The 23818-nt window shown below is 57.1% G+C and carries 22 protein-coding genes and 2 tRNA genes; 10 read left to right on the forward strand and 14 right to left on the reverse strand.

Features of this window, described 5'->3' with window-relative positions:
* Positions 1-87: 87 nt before the first annotated feature.
* The 5 genes from rpoD to AC2FLJ_RS03335 all read right to left on the reverse strand — a co-directional run bounded on the left by rpoD (position 88) and on the right by AC2FLJ_RS03335 (position 6618).
* On the reverse strand, positions 88-2076 hold the full coding sequence (gene rpoD, locus AC2FLJ_RS03315; RefSeq protein WP_058277324.1) for an RNA polymerase sigma factor RpoD: 1989 nt from the start codon (positions 2074-2076) through the stop codon (positions 88-90).
* 114 nt (positions 2077-2190) lie between these two features.
* Positions 2191-4140: a DNA primase gene (gene dnaG / locus AC2FLJ_RS03320; protein ID WP_496704431.1), complete on the reverse strand. Its 1950-nt coding sequence runs from the start codon at positions 4138-4140 to the stop codon at positions 2191-2193.
* 80 nt (positions 4141-4220) lie between these two features.
* Positions 4221-4517: a hypothetical protein gene (locus AC2FLJ_RS03325; RefSeq protein ID WP_496704432.1), complete on the reverse strand. Its 297-nt coding sequence runs from the start codon at positions 4515-4517 to the stop codon at positions 4221-4223.
* Between the two features lie 153 nt (positions 4518-4670).
* The gene (locus tag AC2FLJ_RS03330) at positions 4671-6101 is read right to left on the reverse strand and encodes a Glu/Leu/Phe/Val family dehydrogenase (RefSeq protein WP_496704433.1); all 1431 of its coding nucleotides are present in this window, start codon (positions 6099-6101) and stop codon (positions 4671-4673) included.
* A gap of 262 nt (positions 6102-6363) precedes the next feature.
* Positions 6364-6618: a hypothetical protein gene (locus AC2FLJ_RS03335; RefSeq protein WP_496704497.1), complete on the reverse strand. Its 255-nt coding sequence runs from the start codon at positions 6616-6618 to the stop codon at positions 6364-6366.
* On the opposite strand from AC2FLJ_RS03335, the gene AC2FLJ_RS03340 reads away from it, so the two are divergent.
* Genes AC2FLJ_RS03340 through AC2FLJ_RS03350 form a run of 3 tightly spaced genes read left to right on the forward strand, consistent with a single transcriptional unit; the run spans position 6556 to position 9381 of the window.
* Positions 6556-8214 (forward strand): hypothetical protein, encoded by a 1659-nt coding sequence (locus AC2FLJ_RS03340; RefSeq protein WP_496704493.1) that lies wholly within the window; start codon positions 6556-6558, stop codon positions 8212-8214. The genes AC2FLJ_RS03335 and AC2FLJ_RS03340 overlap by 63 nt on opposite strands.
* Complete coding sequence (locus AC2FLJ_RS03345) at positions 8211-8765, forward strand: TadE/TadG family type IV pilus assembly protein (protein ID WP_496694953.1); 555 nt, start codon at positions 8211-8213, stop codon at positions 8763-8765. Before AC2FLJ_RS03340 ends, AC2FLJ_RS03345 begins: the two co-directional genes overlap by 4 nt.
* A 1-nt stretch (position 8766) precedes the next feature.
* Positions 8767-9381 (forward strand): TadE/TadG family type IV pilus assembly protein, encoded by a 615-nt coding sequence (locus tag AC2FLJ_RS03350; RefSeq protein ID WP_496704434.1) that lies wholly within the window; start codon positions 8767-8769, stop codon positions 9379-9381.
* Here the strand turns inward: AC2FLJ_RS03350 and AC2FLJ_RS03355 are convergent.
* Entirely contained in the window at positions 9317-9808 is a 492-nt protein-coding gene (locus AC2FLJ_RS03355) for a hypothetical protein (RefSeq protein ID WP_496704435.1), read from the reverse strand. The two genes, AC2FLJ_RS03350 and AC2FLJ_RS03355, sit on opposite strands and share 65 nt — an antisense overlap.
* Before the next feature lie 158 nt (positions 9809-9966).
* Between AC2FLJ_RS03355 and AC2FLJ_RS03360 the strand changes: the two genes are divergently transcribed.
* Entirely contained in the window at positions 9967-10878 is a 912-nt protein-coding gene (locus AC2FLJ_RS03360; RefSeq protein WP_496704436.1) for a pirin family protein, read from the forward strand.
* A 14-nt stretch (positions 10879-10892) separates the two neighbouring features.
* Here AC2FLJ_RS03360 and AC2FLJ_RS03365 read toward each other — a convergent pair whose 3' ends face one another.
* The gene (locus AC2FLJ_RS03365) at positions 10893-11480 is read right to left on the reverse strand and encodes a TetR/AcrR family transcriptional regulator (RefSeq protein ID WP_496704437.1); all 588 of its coding nucleotides are present in this window, start codon (positions 11478-11480) and stop codon (positions 10893-10895) included.
* 99 nt (positions 11481-11579) lie between these two features.
* Here AC2FLJ_RS03365 and AC2FLJ_RS03370 point away from each other — a divergent pair, with 99 nt between their 5' ends.
* From AC2FLJ_RS03370 to AC2FLJ_RS03395, 6 genes are all read left to right on the forward strand, one after another.
* Complete coding sequence (locus tag AC2FLJ_RS03370) at positions 11580-11828, forward strand: hypothetical protein (RefSeq protein ID WP_496704438.1); 249 nt, start codon at positions 11580-11582, stop codon at positions 11826-11828.
* Positions 11829-11955: 127 nt separating this feature from the next.
* Complete coding sequence (locus AC2FLJ_RS03375) at positions 11956-13242, forward strand: homoserine dehydrogenase (RefSeq protein ID WP_282168610.1); 1287 nt, start codon at positions 11956-11958, stop codon at positions 13240-13242.
* 69 nt (positions 13243-13311) lie between these two features.
* On the forward strand, positions 13312-14295 hold the full coding sequence (glpX, locus tag AC2FLJ_RS03380) for a class II fructose-bisphosphatase (protein ID WP_058274789.1): 984 nt from the start codon (positions 13312-13314) through the stop codon (positions 14293-14295).
* Between the two features lie 90 nt (positions 14296-14385).
* On the forward strand, positions 14386-16128 hold the full coding sequence (gene recJ / locus AC2FLJ_RS03385; protein ID WP_496704439.1) for a single-stranded-DNA-specific exonuclease RecJ: 1743 nt from the start codon (positions 14386-14388) through the stop codon (positions 16126-16128).
* Positions 16129-16226: 98 nt separating this feature from the next.
* Positions 16227-16301 (forward strand) — tRNA-Glu (locus AC2FLJ_RS03390).
* Positions 16302-16325: 24 nt separating this feature from the next.
* Positions 16326-16400, forward strand: a tRNA-Glu gene (locus AC2FLJ_RS03395).
* 10 nt (positions 16401-16410) lie between these two features.
* Here the strand turns inward: AC2FLJ_RS03395 and AC2FLJ_RS03400 are convergent.
* Genes AC2FLJ_RS03400 through AC2FLJ_RS03430 form a run of 7 tightly spaced genes read right to left on the reverse strand, consistent with a single transcriptional unit; the run spans position 16411 to position 23797 of the window.
* Entirely contained in the window at positions 16411-18252 is a 1842-nt protein-coding gene (locus AC2FLJ_RS03400; protein WP_496694944.1) for a V-type ATP synthase subunit A, read from the reverse strand.
* Complete coding sequence (locus AC2FLJ_RS03405) at positions 18249-18941, reverse strand: hypothetical protein (RefSeq protein WP_496694942.1); 693 nt, start codon at positions 18939-18941, stop codon at positions 18249-18251. Before AC2FLJ_RS03405 ends, AC2FLJ_RS03400 begins: the two co-directional genes overlap by 4 nt.
* A gap of 1 nt (position 18942) precedes the next feature.
* Positions 18943-19620: a hypothetical protein gene (locus tag AC2FLJ_RS03410; RefSeq protein WP_282168614.1), complete on the reverse strand. Its 678-nt coding sequence runs from the start codon at positions 19618-19620 to the stop codon at positions 18943-18945.
* Positions 19620-20063 carry an ATP synthase subunit C gene (locus AC2FLJ_RS03415; RefSeq protein ID WP_496694940.1) on the reverse strand — a complete coding sequence of 148 codons (444 nt, stop codon included), beginning with the start codon at positions 20061-20063 and terminating at the stop codon, positions 19620-19622. The genes AC2FLJ_RS03410 and AC2FLJ_RS03415 overlap by 1 nt, the downstream gene beginning before the upstream one ends.
* Entirely contained in the window at positions 20060-21856 is a 1797-nt protein-coding gene (locus AC2FLJ_RS03420; RefSeq protein ID WP_496704440.1) for a V-type ATP synthase subunit I, read from the reverse strand. The genes AC2FLJ_RS03415 and AC2FLJ_RS03420 overlap by 4 nt, the downstream gene beginning before the upstream one ends.
* Positions 21853-22458 carry a V-type ATP synthase subunit D gene (locus AC2FLJ_RS03425; protein ID WP_282168616.1) on the reverse strand — a complete coding sequence of 202 codons (606 nt, stop codon included), beginning with the start codon at positions 22456-22458 and terminating at the stop codon, positions 21853-21855. The genes AC2FLJ_RS03420 and AC2FLJ_RS03425 overlap by 4 nt, the downstream gene beginning before the upstream one ends.
* Complete coding sequence (locus AC2FLJ_RS03430) at positions 22436-23797, reverse strand: V-type ATP synthase subunit B (RefSeq protein WP_109311955.1); 1362 nt, start codon at positions 23795-23797, stop codon at positions 22436-22438. The genes AC2FLJ_RS03425 and AC2FLJ_RS03430 overlap by 23 nt, the downstream gene beginning before the upstream one ends.
* Positions 23798-23818 lie beyond the last annotated feature (21 nt).

The following is a 23818-nucleotide window of genomic DNA, read 5'->3' on the forward strand; positions in this document are numbered from 1 at the left end:
TCTCGCCAATTTGAGGTTTGAACCGGTCACCGTGATCAACGCGTGAACGGATAAGAAAAAGGCGCCTCGGTTGAGGCGCCTTTTCGATTACTGATCCAGGAACGACCGCAATTTGCGCGATCGGCTGGGATGTTTGAGTTTGCGCAGCGCTTTCGCCTCGATCTGACGAATACGTTCGCGGGTCACGCTGAACTGTTGACCAACCTCTTCCAGAGTGTGGTCGGTATTCATACCGATGCCAAAACGCATCCGCAGAACACGTTCCTCACGCGGCGTGAGCGAGGCCAGAACCCGTGTAGTCGTTTCCTTGAGGTTTTCCTGAATGGCGCTGTCCAAAGGCAGCACGGCATTCTTATCCTCGATGAAATCACCCAGTTGGCTGTCTTCCTCGTCGCCGATCGGCGTTTCGAGGCTGATCGGTTCCTTGGCGATTTTCATCACCTTGCGAACCTTCTCAAGCGGCATCTGCAGCTTTTCGGCCAGTTCTTCCGGCGTCGGCTCACGTCCGATTTCGTGCAGCATCTGGCGACCGGTCCGGACCAGCTTGTTGATCGTTTCGATCATGTGAACCGGGATACGGATCGTACGGGCCTGATCCGCGATGGAACGCGTGATCGCCTGACGGATCCACCAGGTCGCATAGGTCGAGAACTTGTACCCGCGGCGGTATTCGAACTTGTCCACCGCCTTCATCAGGCCGATGTTGCCTTCCTGAATAAGATCAAGGAATTGCAGGCCACGGTTCGTGTACTTTTTGGCAATCGAGATCACCAGACGCAGGTTGGCTTCGACCATTTCCTTCTTGGCCTGACGCGCCTCTTTTTCACCCTTTTGAACTTGCTGCACGATGCGACGGAATTCAGGGATGTCCAGGCCGACATACTGACCGACCTGAGCCATATCGTTGCGCAGTTCCTCGACCTTGGCGGTCGAGCGTTCGATGAACATCTGCCAACCCCGGCCCGGCTTTTCTGCCATCTCGGTCAGCCAGTTCGGGTCCAGTTCGCGTCCACGATAGGCGTCGATAAACTCACGACGATTGATGCGCGCCTGATCCGCCAGTTTCACCATCGAGCTGTCCAGAGACATGATGCGACGGTTAATGCCGTACAGCTGGTCGATCAGCGCTTCGATACGGTTGTTATGCAGATGCAGACCGTTCACCAATTCGACGATCTCAGATCGCAGCTGTTGATAGGTCGCCTCTTGTTTTTCCGAGAAGGTGTCGTCTTCGTTCAGGGTCGCCGAGATCCGGCTATCCTGCATTTCCGACAGCATCGAGAAGTCGGTTGAGATCCGTTCCAGCGTGGTCAGAACCTGATCTTTCAGCGCGGCTTCCATCGCGGCCAACGACATGTTGGCCTGCTCGTCGTCGTCGTCGTCGTCATCATTGTTCAGCGGGTTGCCGTCGGCGTCCAGCTCGGGGCCGGTGTCCTTGGCGGGTTTTGCCGCCTGAACCGCAGACGTGTCGACAACCGGTTCTTCGACATCGCCGTCTTCGTCTAACTGGTTGCCAAACGTGGCCTCCAGATCGATGACGTCACGCAACAGAATGTCTTCGGACAACAATTCGTCGTGCCAGATGGTGATCGCCTGGAAGGTCAGCGGGCTTTCGCACAGACCGGCAATCATGGTGTTGCGACCGGCTTCGATCCGTTTGGCGATGGCAATCTCGCCTTCGCGGCTTAGCAGTTCGACGCTGCCCATCTCACGCAAATACATGCGGACCGGGTCATCTGTGCGATCCAGCTTTTCAGCACCAGCACCCGCCAGCGCAACCTCTCGGTTGCTTTCTGCAGCAACCAGTTCGGTCGAGCCTTTGTTCTCTTCTTCCTCGGCTTCTTCATCTTCGATGATGTTGATGCCCATCTCGGACAGCATCGACATAACGTCTTCGATCTGTTCCGAGCTTACCTGATCAGGCGGCAGAACCTGATTGAGCTGGTCGTAGGTGATGTAACCTTTCTCGCGGGCCTCGGCGATCATTTTCTTGACGTTGGCCTGGCTCATGTCCAGCGAGATTTCCTGTTCCTGCTCGTCGGATTTGCGGTCTTCGTTTGTATCCTTGGCGGCCATTCAATGCTCCTGCAGGGATGGGTGATTCGTTTGTACCGAATCATTAGCGCGTAGAAGTGATTCGGCCACCCGTTTACCCGTTTTTCTTTTCCAGTGCCTTACGAAAACACCACTTTAGCGACGTTTCCGTTCAAAATTGATGCCAGACATGATCGCCTGAAACGCGTCTTTCTCGTCGCGGTTGATTCGTGCGCCGTTATCGGCGATGTCGAAAACCGCCCTATCCTCGTTCTGACTGCGGCTTGTGCGGTTACGCTCTTCGGCGGCCTGGGCCAGCCGGTATGTCAGCGCTTCATCAGCCAGATCAGACAGTTCCTCTGCAGCTTCGGCAATCTCGGCATCCAATCCCCGGAGCGCTTTGATTTTCGCGAGTTCCTCGGCCAGAGTCATCTCGGCCTTTTCGACGTCGCCTGGTTTGAACACACAAGGGATTACTGCGACATGGCGAAGGGCCAGCAGGTTTTCAAGGATTTCGCCGCCCAAAGTTTCAAAAATGTGGTCTTTCAGATGCTCTGGGTCATCGATCGCATGCCGAAGGATGGCGGCGCGCAAGGCGGCATGATCGGGATCATGGCACTCCATTTCTTCAAGCTGATGTTCGAACTGGATCACAACGGTGGGATTCAGGATGGCTATTGCCAAAATAGCAGCCTCGCGCATCTGGATATCCGCGGTTTCTGAAGACGCCAGAAAAGATGAGCGCGCACCAGGGGTTGCTGGCTGTTTCGAAGGTTGCCACTTACCGCGTGGCTGCCATTGGCGATTTTGCGGCTGACGTTGCGGGCGGAACAGTTGCCAGCGCAGGTCTTTGATCTCTTGCCCGTAATGCGCCCGGATTGAGGGGTCGCGGATCAGTTTAATCTTGTCCCTCAGCGACTTATCCAACGCAGCTTTGCGTTCCGGACTGTCGAACACCTTGCCCTCTGTCTCACGCTGCCACAGGAGTTTAACCATCGGGATCGCGCCTTCAAGCACTGATTTCACAGCTGCCGGACCCTCAGCCCGCAGCAGATCATCGGGATCCTTGCCCTCGGGCATCAGGGCAAACCGCAGGGATTTACCCGCCTCCAGCAGCGGCAAGGCCAGATCAACCGCGCGCATCGCGGCACGCAGACCGGCCGTGTCGCCATCCAATGCGATGATCGGCTCATCCGAGACACGCCAAAGGAGTTGCAATTGATGCTCGGTGATTGCCGTGCCTAACGGGGCGACCGACGCCCCGAATCCAGCTTCGGCCAGTGCGATCACATCCATGTACCCTTCGGCCACGATCAGAGGTTGCCCTTTGCCTGCGGCCTGACGCGCAGGGCCGTGGTTATAAAGGCTGCGCCCCTTGTCGAACAATTCCGTTTCGGGCGAGTTCAGGTATTTCGCATTGTCATTGGGGTCCATTGCCCGACCGCCAAACGCGATGCACCGCCCGCGCGGATCGCGGATAGGGTACATGATCCGATTGCGGAACGTATCATAAGGCTTTTTGCCCTTGTTCGAAGGTTTGGCCAGCCCTGCCCCAAGGATCAGGTCCTCGGCCACGTTCTTTCCGCGCAGGTGATCCCACAACCCTTGCCAGCCATCCGGCGCAAACCCGATCTCCCACCGGTCCAACGCCTGTGCATCCAATCCTCGACGGGTCAAGTAATCGCGCGCGGCGCCCCCTGCCCCGGTCTTGAGTTGCAAGCGAAAGAATTGCGCGGCCTGCTCCATGACGTCGGCCAGTTGCGACCGGTGGTCCTGTTTTTCCTGTGCCTTTGGATCGCGTGCAGGCATGGGCAGGCCTGCCTCGCGCGCCAAAATCTCAACAGCTTCGATGAATGAGACATTCTCGGTCTCTTTCACAAAGCTGATCGCATCGCCTTTGGCATGGCACCCGAAGCAGTAGTAGAACCCCTTTTGGTCATCTACGTGGAAGGACGCGGTCTTTTCGTGGTGAAACGGGCATGGCGCCCACATGTCGCCCTTGCCTTGATTGGACTTGCGCTGATCCCACATGACTTTGCGCCCGACGACCTGAGACAGGCTTAGGCGGGTGCGCAGTTCATCCAGAAATCCGGGGGGCAGTGACATGGGTCAAACCTGACAGAAACAAGAACGCGCGCCAAGGGTATGACGCGCGTTTGTCCACAGGGAAATGATGGGGCTGTGGATTATTGCTGCAAACACAGCTCAAGCCAGGCGGCGCCCAGATCCTTTTTGCGCACGTCGCGCATCTTTTGTTCGTAGACCCAAGGCGCGATCAACGGGATGGCAGCATTGTAATTTTCGGGCCAAGTCGGGCTGGTTTCGGCAACTGCCTGGGGCACGTTGCGCTCTTTTACACGGTCCAGCCGTGCCTTCTGGATCGCCGCAACAACGTCTGCCTGATATTTGCAGCTTTGCTCTTTGGTCTCTTCCGCAGCTAATGGGGTAGCCAGCAAAGCGGCGGCTAAGGCGATACGCAACATAGAAAACTCCGGTAATCGATTCTGTCGCTGCAGCTTACCTGTCGCAGGCACGGCCCGCCATTACCGTTTTCGGCGTATCTGCCGGGGTTGAGGCCGCCAGCCCTTATCGTAGGGGCAGCCTGACAAAGCCAGGCTGCCCCTGATTTCAAACCATCATAGCCCTTTAGCGCGATAGCTTTTGGACACACGGTCGATGGCCACAATATAGGCCGCCGTCCGCAGATCCTCGACATCATCACGGCTGTGCCAGACTTCGCGCATGGATTGATAGGCAATGCGCATCGTGTCATCGAGGCCCGAGCGCACCAGTTCCAACTCGTCCGCACCGCGAAGGTACTTGGCCTTAAAGTCCGGCGACATCGACCAGGCATCGCCTAGGTAACGATCCAGCCGCTCCAGTTCGCTGACGATCAACTCATGCCGCGCCTCTTCTTGACGGCGCTGCATACGGCCAAAGCGAATATGGCTGAGGTTCTTGACCCATTCGAAATAGGAAACCGTCACACCACCCGCGTTTGCGTACATGTCCGGAATGATCACCGTGCCCTTCTTGCGCAGAATCTCATCCGCACCGGCAGTCACCGGGCCATTCGCAGCCTCAATGATCAAAGGCGCTTTGATCCGGTCTGCATTAGACAGGTTGATAACCGCTTCCAGAGCAGCCGGGATGAGGATATCGCATTCTTCTTCAAGAACTGCACCACCCTCGGCCGAGTGCGTCGCATCTGGATAGTCACTGACACCGCCATGCTTGACGATCCACTGGCGTACGGATTCCACGTCGATCCCGTCGGGATTATACAGCGCACCATCCCATTCGATGATGCCGACAATTCTGGATCCATCCTCCTCGCTCAGGAACTTTGCGGCGTGATAGCCCACATTGCCCAGTCCCTGAACAATGATACGTTTCCCATCCAGCTTGCCGGACAACCCTGCCTTTTGCATGTCTTCCGGGTGGCGGAAGAACTCTCGCAGAGCGTATTGGATGCCACGGCCCGTTGCTTCGACCCGGCCGGCGATGCCGCCCGCATTCAGCGGTTTACCGGTCACACAGGCGCGCGCATTGATGTCCGTCGTGTTCATCCGGGCGTATTGGTCCGCCATCCACGCCATCTCACGCTCACCCGTTCCCATGTCGGGAGCGGGAACGTTTTGCGAGGGGTTGATCAGATCGCGCTTGGCCAGCTCATAGGCAAAGCGGCGGGTGATCTGCTCCAACTCGTGCTCTTCGTATTTACGGGGATCGATGCACAATCCCCCTTTGGATCCGCCAAAGGGTGTTTCGACCAGAGCACATTTGTAAGTCATCAGAGCGGCAAGCGCCTCGACCTCGTCCTGGTTCACAGCAAGGGCGTAACGAATACCGCCCTTTACAGGCTCCATATGCTCGGAATGAACCGAGCGGTAGCCGGTGAAAGTATGAATATCGCCGCGCAGGCGGACGCCGAACCGAACGGTGTAGGTGGCGTTGCAGACACGGATCTTTTCCTCAAGCCCCGGCGGCAGGTCCATAAGGGACGCCGCCCTGTTAAACATCAAATCTACACTTTCGCGAAAGCTGGGTTCATTAATGGCCGTCATGTAATCCTCCGTGCCGACGAACGACGAGCGTTCTGACGTTTTGTCGCACCCATTGGCTAAACGATCAATAATTAAGCAACAATAAAACCCGAAATCGCCACGAAAGCTCTCGGACCGGGCTGAGTCGCGCACGGCGCTTAACTTTGGAAGAATTGTCGCCTGACCGAAAACAGAGGCAAAAAAGCCGTTCAATTATCTACGGTTCGCGCCCAAAGTTGCCATATCTTCGGCACTTCCGCCCAATTCACGCCACGATTCGCCGTTAGTTTTCAAACGTTAACTTTTCCTTAGCAGCGCCGGATGTCTGCTCAGCGAGGTCGGCCAGATGAAAATGCGCATATTTAAGTGCAACACCAAGAATTTTAAGAAAGCAGCTGCGTCTGCTGATCGTTTTTCCCGCGACGAGGATGGCGGGGTCTTTACGATCTTTGTTGCCGTCGGATTTATCCTCATCATGGCGACAGCCGGAATCGGTGTGGACATAATGAACTTTGAGCGTGACAGGGCCAGCCTCCAAGGTACGCTCGATCGTGCGGTTCTTGCTGCAGCGAACGTCAAACAGGAACTCCCACCGGTGGAAGTGGTTAAATCCTATATCGAGAAGTCTGAGGTCCGGGGCAAACTAACCGGAGAACCTGTGGTGGTCGATGATCCTCGCGGTGGATCAAGGAAGGTCACGGCCAACGCTGAAGTAGACGTTAAAACACACTTCCTGACGTTTTTTGGATACGGAACGCTTACAGCCGCGGTCACAAGTGTCGCGGAAGAGTCTATCGGCTCGATCGAAATCGCGATGGTTCTCGATATCTCCGGATCGATGAGCTGGGATTCCGCGACGGAAAACAAAACAAAAATGGAAGCTCTTAAGGACGCCGCTACACAGTTTGTGACGACGATGTATCAGAAAGAGAATCCGGACAAGATTTCGATCTCGATCATACCGTACAACAACCAAGTAAACGCCGGTGCAAATATCCTGGGCAACATGCCCGGTGTAACGACCGAGCACGACTATTCGCACTGCGTTGACTTTGTGGATAGCGATTTCAGAGAACACTGGATTGACCCGGACAAAAGTCTCAATCGTACGGCGCATTTCGACCGCAGAAACTATTATGACGATTACAATGACGAAAGACACCAAATCTCGCGCTCGGTTTGCACCACCCGTGCGGGCAGCGATGTTACAGCAGTGACGAACGTTGTTTCCGAATTGCACGATCAGATCGCGGCGATGACTCCAGGCGGAAACACTTCGATTGATATCGGAGTGAAATGGGGGGCCGCGCTGCTGGACCCTCAATTTCAGCCTGTAATTAACAAGCTTTCCCGACAAAACGCCGATCCTGATTCTGTAGATCCGGATACGGGTCTGGATGTCACCACGGGCCTTGATCCTAAGAAGATTGTTCCGGCGGTGTTTGACAACCGTCCGATGAAGTATGAATCAGACGTCAAAAAAATCTTGATCGTCATGACCGACGGCGAGAACACTGAAAACTGGGTTTTGAACGAGGCATACCGCGATGGGCCTTCGGATGTTTGGTACAACCCAAATTATGAGCATGAGGTCAGAAGTTGTTGGTATAATAGGTGGGGTCAACTCCGCTGTAGAACCGACAGGTACGGCGGCGAATATAGCGTCCGCACATCTGCCCCTGACGAGCCGCCTGCGTACTATTGGACCAGACAGGAGTTGGAGGGCCAGACCGAACCCTTTGGCGGTGAAGCGGCAGATCAATCAGTGCGCCTGACCTACCCGCAACTGTGGAATCGCGTCACTTTGGACTGGAACGCCGAGTACAACTACGCTTGGCAGTCCAACCACAATCAAACTTGGTATGACAACGCATTCACCGAGATTTACCGGACCACGAAAGACACCCGGTTGAGCGATATCTGTACCCAAGTCAAGGGTAAGAATGTTGATGTCTATGGCATTGCATTTGAAGCGCCCGACGTGGGTGTTACTGCGATTAGAAATTGTTCCAGCGGCGCAGGGTTCTTTTACGAAGTCAAAGCGAGTGGCGGCCTGGGCGATGACCAACGTACGATTACAGAGGTCTTTGACTCAATTGCTACGGCAATCAAACGCCTGAGGTTGACGCAATGATCCGCAAAGCTCTGGGAAAAGTTCTTCGGTTCAAACGCACTGAGGACGGTGGCTTGACCATTGAGTTCGTCATTTGGTTCCCCGTCTACATGTTCTTCATTCTGGGCGTCATCGAATATTCGCTGGTCACAATTCAGCAGGCGATGCTGGATCGTTCAATGGACCTGGTTGTGCGTAACATTCGACTTGGGATCGGCTTGGAGGACACGCAGCACGATACAATCAAAGACGCGATCTGCGATGAAATGGTCATCATGCAAGATTGCTCCAAAAACCTGCAGTTGGAGATGATTGTTCAAGACCCATATGGGGGGGTGAACCTCCCTGTCGAAGCGGACTGTGCAGATAGGGCGGAAGAGGCCAAACCGGTCCGAGAGTTTTCAAGTGGCGGGGCGAATGCACTGATGATCTTGCGCGCTTGCGCGAGGGTCGATCCGCTTTTCCCGACGACGGCATTAGGACGGGGTGGAACGGACATGAGCCGGGCTTTGTCAGACGATGATGGCCTGATCACACTTACGTCAACGACAACCTTTGTTCAGGAGCCTTGATATGACGCGTCTTTATTCATGCCTCCGACGCGCTTTCGGGACTTTTGTGCGTCGCGAAAGCGGTAGCCTGACGGTGGAATCGGCTCTGTTAGCTCCGATGCTCGTATGGTCCGTAGTGATGACTTATGGGTATTTTGACGGATTTCGCGAAAGCACCGCCAACCTGAAAGCTGCGTTCACGGTCAGCGACTTGATCTCGCGAGAAGCTGAGAACGAAATTACCGACACCTACGCGAGCTCCATGTATGTGATATTCAATCGAATGGTGCGCGATAACACGCCCCTGAAGATGCGTTTGTCACTGGTCAGGTACAACGCCGAAGACGATCTTCATATTGTTGAGTGGTCGACACATTGCGGGTTTACGGGTACTTGGAACAATGGAAACGTCAAACCATTGGCTGACACCCTGCCAGCGATGGCGGACTTGGACACTTTGATCGTTGTGGAAACATCCAAAGACTATGATCCGCCGATTAACACTGATTGGTTGGCCAGTCCGCATAAGTTTGACAACGTGGTTTTCACGCGCCCACGATTTGTCCCGACAATTAAGGCAAACGTTTCTGATCGGTTCTGTCAGCAGGATGTAGTGGGTGTAGCACCTGGAGCATAAATTTGGTTTCGGCGGCCGTGGTCAGGCCGCCGATGCCAACACGGCACCCCAATCGCCACCACAGTCCCGGTGCCCAGCTGTTTCCTGCGCTTTCCTTTGTCCTCAACAAAAATCCATTTGACGGTTTGAACGCAAACACCCCCTGATCGATGGTCTCGATATCTTCGATACGCGTAATCACCTGCCCCGATCCGGTCCGCAATTCAGTCTCTGTCAGCTCGATCCAGTCGCTGGTGGCTTGCCACATGCGATAGGCTAGCCAGAACGCCGCCACACCAACGACAAGCAAAAAAACAAGCCAGGCCGGTTCCGGTGGCGTGGTCAAAGCGACATAGATGACCAACACACCCACGGTCGACAGCATTCCCACCCCTATCCAACGCCTGGATGATGAAGGCCGAACCGTGGCCAGAATTTCTTGTTGCATTGACGTCCCCTGCTCTGCTCTGTCCGGGTTTATCCGCTTTGTGTGCCGAAAAACAGAGGGAAGCCGACTATGGAATTGCGCACAGCACCCGTGTTTGCACGCAAATTGACGCATATCGCCAACAGCATACATGATGCCCACAAATTCAGGAGGCCATCATGTCCCTTAGACCAACATTGGAAACCCGCAAGGCCGTGCCGACCATGGAAGGCGCAGGCGTCAAATTGCATCGGGCTTTCGGATTTCAGGACCCGTCCGAGCTTGACCCGTTCCTGTTGTTCGACGACTTCCGCAATGATCACCCCAAGGATTATCAGGCGGGCTTCCCGTGGCATCCGCATCGCGGCATCGAAACCATCACCTATGTCCTGTCCGGCTCGGTCGAGCATTCGGATTCGCTGGGCAACACCGGCACCTTAGGCGCAGGCGACGTTCAGTGGATGACCGCTGGGTCCGGAATCCTGCATCAGGAAATGCCCAAAGGAAACGGTGCGGGCCAAATGCACGGGTTCCAGCTGTGGGGCAATCTGCCGTCAGATCAAAAGATGACAGCGCCCCGCTATCAGGATGTTCAAAGCAAAGAGATCCCCGAGGTCACTGATGATGATGGCACCACCGTGCGCGTTATTGTTGGTGAGTTCTGGGGCAAGGCCGGCCCGGTAGACGGTATTGCCGCCGACCCGCAGTACTTGGATATTCAGGTTCCGGCTGGCGTGAAAAAGACCTTTCGCATCGACACCTACCGCCGGGCGTTTGCCTATGTGTTCCAAGGTCAAGCGGCCTTTGCCGACGCATCACAACCTACCGGCGTGCTTTTGGAAAAAGAGGTCGCGGGACAAGAGGTCAACATCCGCGATCTGTCCGGTGACCGCACTCTGGTTCGGTTCGGCACCGGCGATGAGGTCACAGTTCAAGCTGGTCCCGAAGGTGTTCGGTTTCTGTTGATCTCCGGCGCGCCGATTGATGAGCCTGTCGCATGGCATGGCCCAATTGTCATGAACACGCGTGCCGAACTGGAACTGGCATTCAAAGAACTCCGAAATGGCACATTCATCCGCGCCGCGCACTGATAGGGCAAAGTTGGTCAGGCGGTTACGGCGCGTCTGACCATATCCCAATACACCTGCTCAACTTCGTCCAGCGACAAGCGTCCGCCTGCACGGTACCAGGTCATCACACCGTTCAGCATCGCGATCACGGCCAGGGTCGCGATTTTGGTATCGGCAACGGCAAAGAGCCCAGACTTCTGCCCGTCCTGCAAGATGGCTTCAAGTGAATCCTCATAAGCCCGGCGCAGGCCTTCGATTTCCGAGAAGTTTTCGGGTGAGAGGTTGCGCAGCTCCATATAGGCGATAAAGACTTCATCCGGTCGCTCCATATGAAACCGAATGTGAAAGCCGACAAAGCGGCGTAGCGCGGTCTCGGCATCGGCGGGTTTTTCAAGTTCACCATAAGCAGCCAACAGATCCTGCATGTGATCCTGCATCAGGCGAAACAGCAGGCTTTGCTTGTCAGGCGTGTAGTTGTACAGCGCCCCCGCCTGCACACCCACATCTTTTGCGATCTGGCGCATGGATACAGCGGCATAGCCATGTCGGGCAAACAGCCCCAACGCTGCTTTTCGAATGCGCGGGCCGGTGATATCGGAGTGTGAGCCTTGGGTACGTGCCATACCGTCATCATATATGAACAAGCGTTCATATAGAACCCCGCTTGAACGACCGCCGCAAAAGGTGCATCACGGTGCCAGTCGTCATTGAAAGGGTTCAGCATGAAGCCCCTGCCACTTTTGGTTCTGCTTCTAACTTGCGCAGCCTGCGCGGACTTCCCGGAATTGGAAGGACGCGAACAGCCAAATGTACGCTCGGCCGCGTACCCGAAGCTGGTCCCACTTCTGGACGTTCTTGGCCCGCCCATAGATCCCGTGAACGAAGCGGCCGAGGTTGAAGAAGACCTGACCGCGCGCCGCGAAGCGCTGGCCAAAAAGGCCGAAGCGCTGCAAAACGCGCAAACCAACTGACCTTTCGCGTTTCAACCGACTGTTACCGCTGTCTCGGATTGCGCCTCGACGCCGAACCCGTTAAGGCACCTTTGAACGGGCAAACAGCCCGAAACCAAGGACATTCGAGCGGAAAGGAACCCACGGGATGACACAGGCGCTGCGGCTGGGAATTGCCGGCTTGGGAACAGTTGGCGTGGGTGTCGTGCGGATCGTGCGCCGCCATGCCGACCTGCTGCAGGCGCGTACAGGTCGCGCGATCGAAATCACCGCTGTTTCTGCGCGCGACGCAAACAAAGACCGTGGCGTGAACCTGTCGGAGTATGCATGGGAGACTGATCCCGTCTCATTGGCGCAGCGCGACGATGTCGATATTTTTGTCGAACTTATGGGCGGCGAAAACGGCCCCGCCAAAGCATCTGTCGAGGCCGCGTTGGCCGCTGGCAAGGATGTGGTGACCGCGAACAAGGCTTTGTTGGCCATTCACGGTCAGGAGCTGGCTGAAAAAGCCGAGGCCGCAGGCCGTGTGATCCGTTTTGAGGCCGCCGTTGCGGGCGGTATCCCCGTGATCAAATCCCTGACCGAGGGGCTGGCCGGGAACGAGATCACCCGCGTCATGGGCGTGATGAACGGCACCTGCAACTATATCCTGACGCGGATGCAATCGCAGGAACTAGGGTATAACGCGCTGTTCGAAGAATGCGCCGAATTGGGCTACCTCGAGGCTGACCCGAACCTGGACGTGGGCGGCATCGACGCGGCGCACAAGCTGGCGCTGTTGTCCTCGATCGCATTTGGCACCAAACCGAATTTCGACGGCATCCAGATCGAAGGCATCCAGCATATCAGTCTGGATGACATTCATCAGGCAGCCGACATGGGCTATCGTATCAAGCTGCTGGGTGTCGCTCAGCGCTCGGCACGCGGTCTGGAACAGCGGATGCAGCCCTGCCTTGTACCCAGCGGCTCGCCCCTGGGTCAGCTGGAAGGCGGCACCAATATGGTAGTTATCGAAGGCGACGCGGTCGATCAGGTTGTTCTGCGCGGCCCTGGCGCAGGCGAAGGTCCGACGGCAAGCGCCGTGATGGGCGACGTCTGCGATCTGGCGCGGGGATTGCAGATCCCAACTTTTGGCCGTCCCGCCACGACACTGGAAGAGGCAAAACCTGCCATAACCGGTCTGCCCGCCCCCTACTATCTGCGCCTTGCACTGTTCGACAAACCGGGTGCTCTGGCGAAAGTGGCGGCTATTCTGGGTGATGCAGGTGTCTCGATCGACCGGATGCGCCAGTACGGGCACACCGAAGCCACCGCGCCGGTTCTGATTGTGACCCACAAAACCACGCGGGCCACTTTGGATGTCGCTTTGGAAGGGCTTCGCGCGACCGATGTCGTGTCGGGGGAACCCGTCGCATTGCGGATTGAAGAGGTTTGACCCTTGCGGCCTGCATAAAACGCAGGCTATGCCCGATGAAACGCCTTTATTGACCTGAGGATACGTAAAATGAGCGCTGCCAAAATCGATTTCAACGACCGCCTGTTGTCTCTGGGCCTTGCACGGGTCGCAGAGCAGGCCGCACTGGCCTCGGCCTCGCTGGTCGGACGTGGTGACGAAAAGGCTGCGGATCAGGCGGCTGTAAACGCGATGCGCGAACAGCTGAACCTGCTGGACATTGCCGGCGTGGTTGTCATCGGCGAAGGCGAGCGTGACGAAGCACCGATGCTGTATATTGGCGAGGAGGTCGGCACCGGAAACGGCCCCGGTGTGGATATCGCATTGGACCCGCTTGAGGGCACGACTCTGACCGCCAAGGACATGCCGAACGCGCTGACCGTGATCGCGATGGGCCCGCGCGGCTCGATGCTGCACGCACCCGATGTTTATATGGACAAGCTGGCCATTGGTCCGGGCTTTCCGGAAGGCGTCGTGAACCTCGACATGAGCCCGCGCGAGCGCGTTGAAGCGTTGGCCAATGCCAAAGGCTGCAAGCCTGCCGACATCACCGTCTGCATTCTGGAGCGTCCCCGCCACGAAGCGATGATCGCTGAAGTGCGCGAAACCGGCGCCTCGATCCGCCTGATCACCGATGGTGACGTGGCCGGCGTCATGCACTGTGCCGAAAGCGAAGAGACCGGCATCGATATGTACATGGGGCAAGGCGGAGCACCCGAGGGCGTTCTGGCCGCTGCCGCGCTGAAATGCATGGGTGGGCAGATCTTTGGCCGCCTGCTGTTCCGCAACGACGACGAGCGTGGCCGCGCCGCCAAGGCGGGCATCACCGATCTGGACCGCGTTTACTCTCGCGATGAGATGGTAACCGCAGACGTGATCTTTGCCGCAACTGGCGTGACCGGTGGCTCTTTGCTGCCGCGGATCAAACGCCAGCCGGGCTGGGTTGAAACCACCACCCTGCTGATGCGTTCCAAAACCGGTTCGGTGCGCCGCATGTCCTACCGCACGCCAACCTGGCCGCACGACAACGCGTGATGGCTTGCACCTTTGCCTTTGGCAGAGGTTTCGATAGATACAATGAGGCCGGATCCGAGAGGGTCCGGCCTTAGCATATGAGAGGCAGGCATGAGCTTTTTAGGGGTTGAGCAGTCACTGACCGGGCGGCGTTGGATCGGACCGGAGGCCGAGGTCGAACGGGCCACGGAAATGCTGGTGCAACAGTCCGGGCTGCCACGTGCGTTATGTCAGGTTCTGGCACGGCGCGGAGTGCCACCCATGGAAGCCGAAAGCTTTCTTGAACCAAAGCTGAAGGAATTGCTACCCGATCCCCGGTCCATGAAGGATATGGAGACCGCCGCAACGCGGTTTTTGGAAGCTGTCCGAAACAAGCAGCGGATCGCGGTTTTTGCCGATTACGACGTCGATGGGGGCAGTTCGGCGGCTTTGTTGCTGGTCTGGCTGCGTCAGATGGGGCTGCAAGCCACGTTGTATGTGCCGGACCGGATCGATGAAGGCTATGGGCCGAACATACCAGCAATGCAGGAACTTGCGGCCGCACATGACCTAATCATCTGCGTGGACTGCGGAACACTCAGCCACGAACCGATCGCGGCGGCAAAAGGCGCGGATGTCATTGTGCTGGACCACCACCTTGGTGGTGAAACGCTGCCCGATTGCGTGGCGGTCGTGAACCCAAACCGGCAGGATGAGAGCGGTGACTTGGGGTATTTCTGCGCTGCCGGCGTGGTGTTCCTGATGCTGGTTGAGGCCGGGCGGCTACTGCGTGAGGCTGAGGTTAAGGGTCCCGACCTGATCGGGCTGCTGGATCTTGTGGCATTGGCAACCGTTGCAGACGTGGCCCCGCTGATTGACGCGAACCGGGCGCTGGTGCGGCAAGGCCTTAAGGTCATGGCACAGAGGCAACGACCAGGGTTAGTGGCGCTGTCGGATGTGGCGCGTATGGATTCAGCCCCTACCAGCTATCACCTGGGTTTTCTTCTGGGTCCGCGCGTCAATGCGGGCGGGCGGATCGGTCAGGCCGATCTGGGCGCGCGACTGCTGAGCACGGACTCGATGACCGAAGCTGAAGCGCTGTCTCAAAGGTTGGATGAGTTGAACACCGAGCGTCGTGATATCGAAAACGCGGTACGAGCGGCAGCACTGGAACAAGCCGAGGAACGCGGATTGGAAGCTCCTCTGGTTTGGGCGGCGGGCGAAGGATGGCATCCCGGCGTTGTCGGCATCGTGGCATCCCGCCTCAAGGAAAACGCCAACAGACCCGCCATTGTCATCGGCTTTGATGGTGATGAAGGCAAGGGTTCAGGGCGGTCGGTTTCTGGCGTTGATCTGGGGGCATCAATCCAACGATTGGCGGCTGAGGGACTTTTGGTCAAAGGCGGCGGGCACAAGATGGCCGCAGGGCTGACCGTTATGCGGGATCAGTTGGAACCGGCCATGGAACGCCTCAGCGAGTTGTTGGCCAAGCAAGGCGCGGGCAAAGGCGGTCCTGCAGACATGAAGCTAGACGGAGCGCTTATGCCGGGCGCAGCTTCGGTCGATCTGATCGAACAGATAGAAAAAGCCGGTCCTTTCGGGGCCAGCGCCCCTGCCCCACGCTATGCGTTGCCGGACCTGCAGGTGCGCTTTGCCAAGCGCGTCGGCGACTCCCATCTGAAACTGTCGCTGTCCGACGGGGTTGGTGGTGGCCTTGATGCCATTGCCTTTGGAGCTTTTGACGGACCGATGGGGGAAAAGCTGTCCAACCATGGCGGCGCGCGCTTTCATTTCGCCGGACGGCTTGAGGTGAACACATGGGGTGGACGGCAAAGCGTTCAGCTGAGACTGGAGGACGTGGCAGAGGCAAACTGAGCCCATATCCAGCCTTGCCAAAAAAGTTTCGCATCCCTGCATTTTTCGGCTTGCGGGGGTCAGAGGTAAACCGTAAAAGGCCCTCCACAAGCCAGCGTGGCCCGTTCGTCTATCGGTTAGGACGCCAGGTTTTCAACCTGGAAAGAGGGGTTCGATTCCCCTACGGGCTACCACTTGTGCTAATGCCACTACCAGATGGCCCGTTCGTCTATCGGTTAGGACGCCAGGTTTTCAACCTGGAAAGAGGGGTTCGATTCCCCTACGGGCTACCATTTCCCTGACCTACACTCCAAATTTTTCACTGCTCAGGTCCTGTATCTGCACCCACAGCGATTTGAATTCCGGTGTGTTTTCCGCGGCGTAGTGGAAGTTCTTCATAAGACCTGTGAGCTGGGTGAACACCTGACGCACTTCACCCTTATCTTCGAATTCCGCAGTTGATTGCGTAACATCATAGATCAGCTTGAACGTCATCTTCTGGCGCTCCAGCGGAACGGTTGCATCGACTTTGTCAAAGGCATCCTGCTGTAGGTACACCATGTCCACGAACAGCGCTTTTTGCTGCGTGACGAAGTCCTCGATGGTGACACCTTCTTCGCCGGTCACCTGCATCATCTGGTCGACCTGTTCGCCTTTTTCAATCAGGGCCAGTAGATCGCGCACCTTGCCTGTCCAACCGGGCTCAGCGTTCTTGTCGTACCAATCCGAGAGCTGATCGGTGTATCGCGACCAGCTAAGCATTGGGTCAACCGCAGGATAGAACCGTTTATAAGCCCGTTCCGAGGACAGCCCCAGAAAGCACTTCACGGTAGACAGCGTGGACTGCGTCACAGGCTCGTCAAAATTGCCACCCGCTGGTGAAACCGTTCCAATCAGCGTCAGACTACCCAGATCGCCATCATTGGTCCTCATCGCCCCTGCGCGCTCGTACAGGCCCTTGATCGAGCTTTCCAGATAGGCAGGGAAGCCCTCTTCACCGGGGATTTCCTCCAGCTTGCCTGAGGTCTCGCGCATGGCTTGAGCCCAGCGGCTGGTGCTGTCAGCGATCAACAGCACGTCATAGCCCATCTGGCGGTAATACTCGCCCAGGGTGATGCCGGTGAAGATCGAAGCCTCACGTGCCGCTACAGGCATGGAAGAGGTGTTACATATGATGATTGTCCGGTCCATCAGACTGCCGCCCGACATCGGGTCGGTCATCTTGGGGAATTCGTGGATCGTTTCCACCACCTCGCCCGCACGCTCACCGCAGGCCACCACGATCACGATATCCACTTTGGAGTTCCGCGTGATCAGGTTTTGCAGCACGGTTTTGCCCGCACCGAACGGGCCGGGAATACAGGCCGTGCCACCGCGCGCTATGGGGAAGAACGTGTCGATCAGGCGTTGCGAGGTCAGCACGGGTTCCGTTGGGTACAACCGTTCCGACAGGGCGCGTTTCAGGATGGTTTCAGGTAACGGTCGTCGTACCGGCCACTTTTGGCACAGGGTCAGCGTGTGCTCCCCACCCTGCTCGTCTTCAAGACGCGCGACAATCTCGTGGATCGAGGCTGCACCTTTCTGTACCCACACAACATTGTAGTCGCCGACCCAGTTGAAAGGCAGCATGATTTTGTGGGTAAACCGGCCTTCGGGAACAGTACCGATGCTGTCGCCGCCCTTGACCATATCGCCAACTTTGACTGTGGGAGTGAAAGACCATTTTGCCTGATCATCCAGCGGCGCCACATCCGCCCCGCGCGGCAGGAAAGTCCCGAACTCGGCCGCAACCTTGGTCAAAGGCGATTGCAGGCCGTCAAAGACCTGCCCCAAAAGCCCCGGCCCAAGTTCGACCGAAAGCAGCTGTCCTGACTGTTCAACCGGATCACCAACCGCTACGCCGTCCGTGCTTTCGTAGACCTGAACGTCGGCAGTATCGCCGCGCACGCGCAGCACCTCAGCCTTTAGGCGTTCCTGACGCCCGCCCGGGCCCGGACGGGTAGGAAGGATGAACACGACCTCGTTCTTGACCAGTTGTCCCGGAACGCCGGCGGCGTCTTGGTTGGCCTGAATTTTCACAAGCCCTTCCTGGACAGAGACAACGCGGGCGGTTGCGGTTTGAACCGAAGATGTTTGGGCAGTCATGCGCTTACTCTCTCAAAATCGAAATCTGCGACATTGCTCATGGCTTGCTGGGCCAGCTTCTCAAATCTTGCGGCCGCATTCTGCGCGTTGCTTTGCGCCCAGCGATCGAAAATGTTCCAGATCAAGACATAGATGGCCACGGCCTCAAAATCGAACAGGTGACGGGCGGCGTGTCGTTTCAGTTGCTTATGGCTGACTGACAGCAGCAGTCGTTCCAGACCCAAGGGGTCCTCGGCCTCAAGCAACTGGCGTGCTTCCTTGATCCACGGCATCGCCGTGGACAGACGGAAATCCGGGTCACCCCAATTGGCGGGGATGTGACGGCTCCAACGTCCAAACCCATACGCACCGGACAGCGGATTGCCACCCTGCCCGCGCAGGCGCAGTGCTGCAACAACAGTACGCAGGTCCATCCGTTCAAGGAACAGGCGGCGCAAGGATGGTTGCGGGATTTCGGCCAACGCTTGTTTGCACCTCAATACAGCCTGCGCGTCAGTGACATCCATGTCATATGCGCTCCAGTTCAGAGCATGCTCCATAACCTTCAGAACCTTAGCGTCTTCGAACGTCAGCGCCTTGAGGCGACGGTCCAGCCGCAGCCGCGACAGCGGAGGTTGTTTGGCCACGAACAACCGCTCAGAGCCCGGCAGGCTGCTGATCAGGGCGATATAGGCGTCTTGGTCAGACATCTCAGCGGATCACACCTTCCAGCACGGCGCGAAACCGGGGCTGCAGATGCTCCATCAGCAACGAGGCGACCGCCTTGTCTGTTAGATCAAGTACAACGCCCTGATCTTCGGCCCGCACGCGGATACCACCCTGCGCGTCATCCGATGCATGCAGCTCTACCTGTTCACGCAACATGTCGGCTGTCAGGCCGAGGACGTATTTGGTCAGCTTACCGGATTGAATGTCATCGGCGTTCTGCTTGATGTCTTCTTGCGTTGCGACTTTGGCGGGCAGAATAACCTGCACCTTGCCATCCAGATTGACGCCTTCGGATTCGCGGCCGACGACCTCCAAAATCATCTGTTTCAGCAGGCCCGGCTCAGCCATTTCCTTGGTCACCAGACGTTCGACATCTTCGCGAAAGCGGTCGGTCAATCCACCCTTCATGGTCAAAACCGCATCACGCATGGCGGTGTTAAGCGCCTCTTCTCCAGCAGCGCGATATTTGTCGGAATCGGTGCGTGCCTTTTTTTGATAGTCGTCCGCCTCGCGTTTGGCATCCGCCAGAATTTTGGCGGCTTCGGCCTTGGCTTCAGTGCGCAGTTTTTCGGCGTCGGCCTGACCAGCAGCCACGCCATCATTGCGCAGCTTATCGATCAAGGCATCCACGCCATGAGAAATCATGCCATCCTGTGCCATCAACTGATCCCCGCACTGATGACAAGGGCAAAGACAAAGGCGAACACGCCAAACCCTTCGATGATCGCTGCCGGGGCAAGCGCCAGGCCAAAGATCTCGGGCTTTTCCCTGGTGGCGTTGATCGCCGCAGCACAGGCCCGACCCTGCCAGATCCCGCAATACATCAATGCGATGCCCGACAGGATACCAATCCCGAACAAACCGCCCGCGTTTTCAGGCGTCACCTCGCGGTTTAGGGTAAACATGATGACGATGCCATAAATCACCATCGTCGAAGGAAAGGCCGAAACGCCGACAAAGCGGCCATAGCCGCCGTCGGTTTCCGTCATGGCCCCAATACTGGCCATGCCCGCGATCGAGCATCCGACGGCGCTGGCGGCTGCGCCCAGCGCCATGGGCGCGTAGATGCCAAGCCAACCCAATGTCAAAACAAGCTCATTCATTCCTGAACCTCCTTGCGGGCGAACGGTCGAAAGACAATGCCTTCGTCCGGCAGACCCCATTTAAAGAATTCGATGTAATTGAGACGCAAACCGTGGACGACGCCGCTCATCATGGCGAGCGCGAAGTTGAGAATATGGCCGATGATCAGGATCAGCAAGGCGAACAGAACGCCCACCCCCTTGAGCGAATGCATGACTGAAACCGCCAAATCGTTGAACGTGATCGCCAGTGAGGCCGAGGCCAGACCCAACGCAAACAGGCGCATGTAGCTTAGCACATCGCCAAATGCGCCCATGGCCCCGGCAAGGCTTTGCAGCCCTTCGATCAGACGCCAAACCCAGTCGGTGGGCTTATTAATGACCCGCTCGCTTGAGAACCAGACGATGGCCAGCGCACCGATCCCAATAAATGCCGCGCCCGGCACCGGAGAATTACCTTTCATGTAGCTGAGCCACAGAACGAACCCGCCAATCAGCGCAGCGATCCAGCCCAGATTGGCGATGGCCTTCCGGTGCCCCCATGCCGCCCGTGCGGCAAGCGCATTGGCCAGTACCAAATGCAAAACGCCAACGACAATCGAGACCATCATCATCGCACCGAAATTGTTCAGGTCGAGCAATTTGAGCTTGGACCAGAACGACCCCTCGGCTGGCGACACGCCGAAATAACTGCCGACGAGGACGCCATACAGGATTGTTGCGCTGGAAATGATCACCCCAAATCGTCGCCAGGATCGTTCACCCGGTGTTGCATCAAGCCGCTTCCAGAATAGTAAAAGGCCCAACAGGATAATCGCGCCGTATCCCGCGTCGGCTACAATCATTGCGAAGAAGACCGCAAATGAAACGGCGACGATGACACTGGGGTCCCAGTCCTTGTAACCCGGCACTTGATAAAACAGCGCCAAGTCCACGGCAGCACTGCGCTTTTCTGGTTGTTCCAACAAAGTAGGCGGGCTGTCTTCGGGGCCGGGTTCTTCGATCAGCACAGCGGCATCCTTAGCGTTTGCCATGTCCAGAACCGCATCTATACGATCCTCGGGCACCCAGCCCTGAAGGGCAAACATCGCCTCTTCGTCGCGCACCTTTTGCGTGGCATGGGCCAGCTCAGCCGCGCTTTCGGCAACCGAAAGGTTCCGGCGCATCAGTGTTAGGTATCGGGTTTGCGCAACGCGTTCAGCCTCAAGCGCTTCGATCGCGATCTCGGCTTCTTCCAGTTGTGCCTCAAGCTCGTGAATGGGCAATGATCCGGTGTGCGTGCGCAGAACCGGAAGGATATCGTCATCCGGCTCATCTGGCACAATCAGTACGGCGTAGATGAACCTATGGTCCTGCTCGAGTATGGCCCAGGGTATATCCAAGGCCTCCAACGCATCGCGATACTTCAGTGGCAGTTGATAAAACCACAACCGGTTCCCCGCTAAAACATCGTCGGGTGGAAAATCCAAGTCCCCCCAAGGGCGAACCTGCGCGATCCGGTTGGCCAGAAAATCCCTTTGGTCCGTCATGTCACGGGTCCGTTGCATCAGGTCCAGCACATCCTTGACGAACTGCTCCATTTCAAAACCGGGGTCGCGTTGTATCTGGCGGCGCGGTTCGGACACGTCATGCAGGAATCGCAGCGCCTTATAGGCATTGCGCGCGCCGCGCTCACTGATCTTTTCCGGCTCAGCGGGTGGCGAAGCCAGCGGCAGGACGTGCATGCAGCCCAGATTCTGCAGCGCCTCAAGGGTCGCAGCCTTCTGGCCTGCTTGCCCGACCAGCGACAGTTTTTTGAGCCTCGCAACACTCACGACACAGCCTCCTGCGCATGTTTGCGTTTCGAGATTTTCGAGCGCACGACGGCCTGCATCTGCTCATCACTCAGATAGATGCGGATTTTCTTGATGTTGGCTTTGGCGCGCGGGATCAGAACCTTTTCGAACAGATTGACACGCTGGGTGATGGTGGCCACAGCCCTATCGAATATCTTCACCCGCTCTTCGGCCACTTTGACCCGTAGACGCGCCTCGATCATATCGTGCAGCAACCGGGCCGCCGCATCGACCCAATGAGGTTTGGCCAGATAAGAATACGGACGCACCGCAACCTCAATCCGGTCCAGCGCAGGCATCTTAACCCCCACGACGTTGACCTCTTTGACTTTGTAGTCTTTCAGCTCGACCAACCCGTCCAGATCAACGCCTTGCTGCGCCAGCATCGGCAGTTTTTCTCCAACCTTTTGCGCCAGTTCCTGCACCTCATCCTGAAGGCGCTGCACATCTTCGCGCGCCTTCGCGCGCTCTGCCATCAATTGCTGACGCTTAAGGTCCAGCGATGGCAGGAACCGCTCATAGCTTTTCAGCTGCGTCTGCTCGCGCGCGAGCGACGATTTATTCAGCTGCAACCGCGCCATCGGCATCCTTTGGAAAATACTTGTCGATCAGGGCCTGCTTCATCAGTAGCTGCCCAGGTGCGAAACACTCGGCCAGAGTTTTCCACCCCAAATCCAGCGCATCTTCCAGCGGGATTGAAACGTTGATGTCCATGAAACGGGTCTTGAACAGGTCGCCAAACTTCAGCAGCTGATGGTCATAATCCGACAGGTCAAAGGCCATCGCCTGTTTCTGCGCGGCGTCTCGGCTTTCGGAATAGAACCGGATCATGGTGTTCATGATCTGCCCGTGATCCTCGCGCGTTGTCTTGCCAATCACGTTCTGCTTGAGGCGCGAGAGACTGCCGAACGGGTCAATCACGCCCGAATGCAGATAGATCTGCCCTTCGGTGATATAGCCCGTGTTATCCGGCACTGGATGGGTCACGTCATTGCCCGGCATCGTTGTCACGGTCAGCACAGTGACCGATCCGCCCTTGGCATAGTCACAGGCTTTTTCGTACCGGCGGGCCAGTTGGGAATAGAGGTCCCCCATGTATCCACGCTGCGAGGGTACGCGTTCCTGGCTGATCCCGACCTCTTTCATCGCATCGGCGTAGGCGGTCATATCGGTCAGCAGGACCAGAACGCGCTTGCCTTCTTCTACCGCGAATTTTTCGGCCACGGCCAGTGCCATATCGGGTACCAGCAGCCGTTCGACCAGCGGATCCATCGCCTGATTGACGAACATCACTGTTCGGGAAAACACGCCCGCATCCTCGAAGGACGTCCTGAAGGTAAAGTAGTCGTCAAAGATCAACCCTAGCCCGCCGAACACCACGATATCCGCGTCCGCCTGAACACCAATTCTGCTGAGGAACGCGTTGAACGGCTCACCCGAGACGGAAAAAATCGGGATTTTCTGACTTTCGACCAGTGTGTTGAACACGTCGATCATCGGCACGTCCGTCCGGATCATCTTGTTGGGCACGGCGCGTTCCGCCGGGTTCACGGTTGGCCCGCCAATATCCACGCGCGGCTCAGACGACAGGTCAGGTCCACCATCAATAGATACACCCGCGCCGTCAAAAACGCGGCCCAGTATGTTCTGGGAATATGGCGTCTGCATCGGGTGGCCCAGGAACGTCGCCGTCGCCTCGGTCGAGATGCCCTTGGTGCCGGAAAACACCTGCAGGGTGACAACATCCCGGTCAATAAAAATGGCCTGCGCCAGTGTCTTGTGGCCGTCCACGGTTTCGATTACGGCCAGATCATTGAAACGCACTGCTGCGTCAGTCGATCCGTCCAGAGGCACCCTGACTTTGATCGTGTCTCCGACAATCTCAAGAACACGCGTGTACTTCAAAAGACTTCCGGACATTGCTCATCCTCGGTCGTTAAA

The organism is Ruegeria sp. CDSA034, from assembly GCF_059612275.1.

Excerpts from the sequence above, each read along its gene's own strand:
- rpoD (WP_058277324.1), bottom strand. The coding sequence starts at position 2,076 with ATGGCCGCCAAGGATACAAACGAAGACCGCAAATCCGACGAGCAGGAA.
- dnaG (WP_496704431.1), bottom strand. The coding sequence starts at position 4,140 with ATGTCACTGCCCCCCGGATTTCTGGATGAACTGCGCACCCGCCTAAGC.
- AC2FLJ_RS03325 (WP_496704432.1), bottom strand. The coding sequence starts at position 4,517 with ATGTTGCGTATCGCCTTAGCCGCCGCTTTGCTGGCTACCCCATTAGCT.
- AC2FLJ_RS03330 (WP_496704433.1), bottom strand. The coding sequence starts at position 6,101 with ATGACGGCCATTAATGAACCCAGCTTTCGCGAAAGTGTAGATTTGATG.
- AC2FLJ_RS03340 (WP_496704493.1), top strand. The coding sequence starts at position 6,556 with ATGGCGACAGCCGGAATCGGTGTGGACATAATGAACTTTGAGCGTGAC.
- AC2FLJ_RS03345 (WP_496694953.1), top strand. The coding sequence starts at position 8,211 with ATGATCCGCAAAGCTCTGGGAAAAGTTCTTCGGTTCAAACGCACTGAG.
- AC2FLJ_RS03350 (WP_496704434.1), top strand. The coding sequence starts at position 8,767 with ATGACGCGTCTTTATTCATGCCTCCGACGCGCTTTCGGGACTTTTGTG.
- AC2FLJ_RS03355 (WP_496704435.1), bottom strand. The coding sequence starts at position 9,808 with ATGCAACAAGAAATTCTGGCCACGGTTCGGCCTTCATCATCCAGGCGT.
- AC2FLJ_RS03360 (WP_496704436.1), top strand. The coding sequence starts at position 9,967 with ATGTCCCTTAGACCAACATTGGAAACCCGCAAGGCCGTGCCGACCATG.
- AC2FLJ_RS03365 (WP_496704437.1), bottom strand. The coding sequence starts at position 11,480 with ATGGCACGTACCCAAGGCTCACACTCCGATATCACCGGCCCGCGCATT.
- AC2FLJ_RS03370 (WP_496704438.1), top strand. The coding sequence starts at position 11,580 with ATGAAGCCCCTGCCACTTTTGGTTCTGCTTCTAACTTGCGCAGCCTGC.
- AC2FLJ_RS03375 (WP_282168610.1), top strand. The coding sequence starts at position 11,956 with ATGACACAGGCGCTGCGGCTGGGAATTGCCGGCTTGGGAACAGTTGGC.
- glpX (WP_058274789.1), top strand. The coding sequence starts at position 13,312 with ATGAGCGCTGCCAAAATCGATTTCAACGACCGCCTGTTGTCTCTGGGC.
- recJ (WP_496704439.1), top strand. The coding sequence starts at position 14,386 with ATGAGCTTTTTAGGGGTTGAGCAGTCACTGACCGGGCGGCGTTGGATC.
- AC2FLJ_RS03400 (WP_496694944.1), bottom strand. The coding sequence starts at position 18,252 with ATGACTGCCCAAACATCTTCGGTTCAAACCGCAACCGCCCGCGTTGTC.
- AC2FLJ_RS03405 (WP_496694942.1), bottom strand. The coding sequence starts at position 18,941 with ATGTCTGACCAAGACGCCTATATCGCCCTGATCAGCAGCCTGCCGGGC.
- AC2FLJ_RS03410 (WP_282168614.1), bottom strand. The coding sequence starts at position 19,620 with ATGGCACAGGATGGCATGATTTCTCATGGCGTGGATGCCTTGATCGAT.
- AC2FLJ_RS03415 (WP_496694940.1), bottom strand. The coding sequence starts at position 20,063 with ATGAATGAGCTTGTTTTGACATTGGGTTGGCTTGGCATCTACGCGCCC.
- AC2FLJ_RS03425 (WP_282168616.1), bottom strand. The coding sequence starts at position 22,458 with ATGGCGCGGTTGCAGCTGAATAAATCGTCGCTCGCGCGCGAGCAGACG.
- AC2FLJ_RS03430 (WP_109311955.1), bottom strand. The coding sequence starts at position 23,797 with ATGTCCGGAAGTCTTTTGAAGTACACGCGTGTTCTTGAGATTGTCGGA.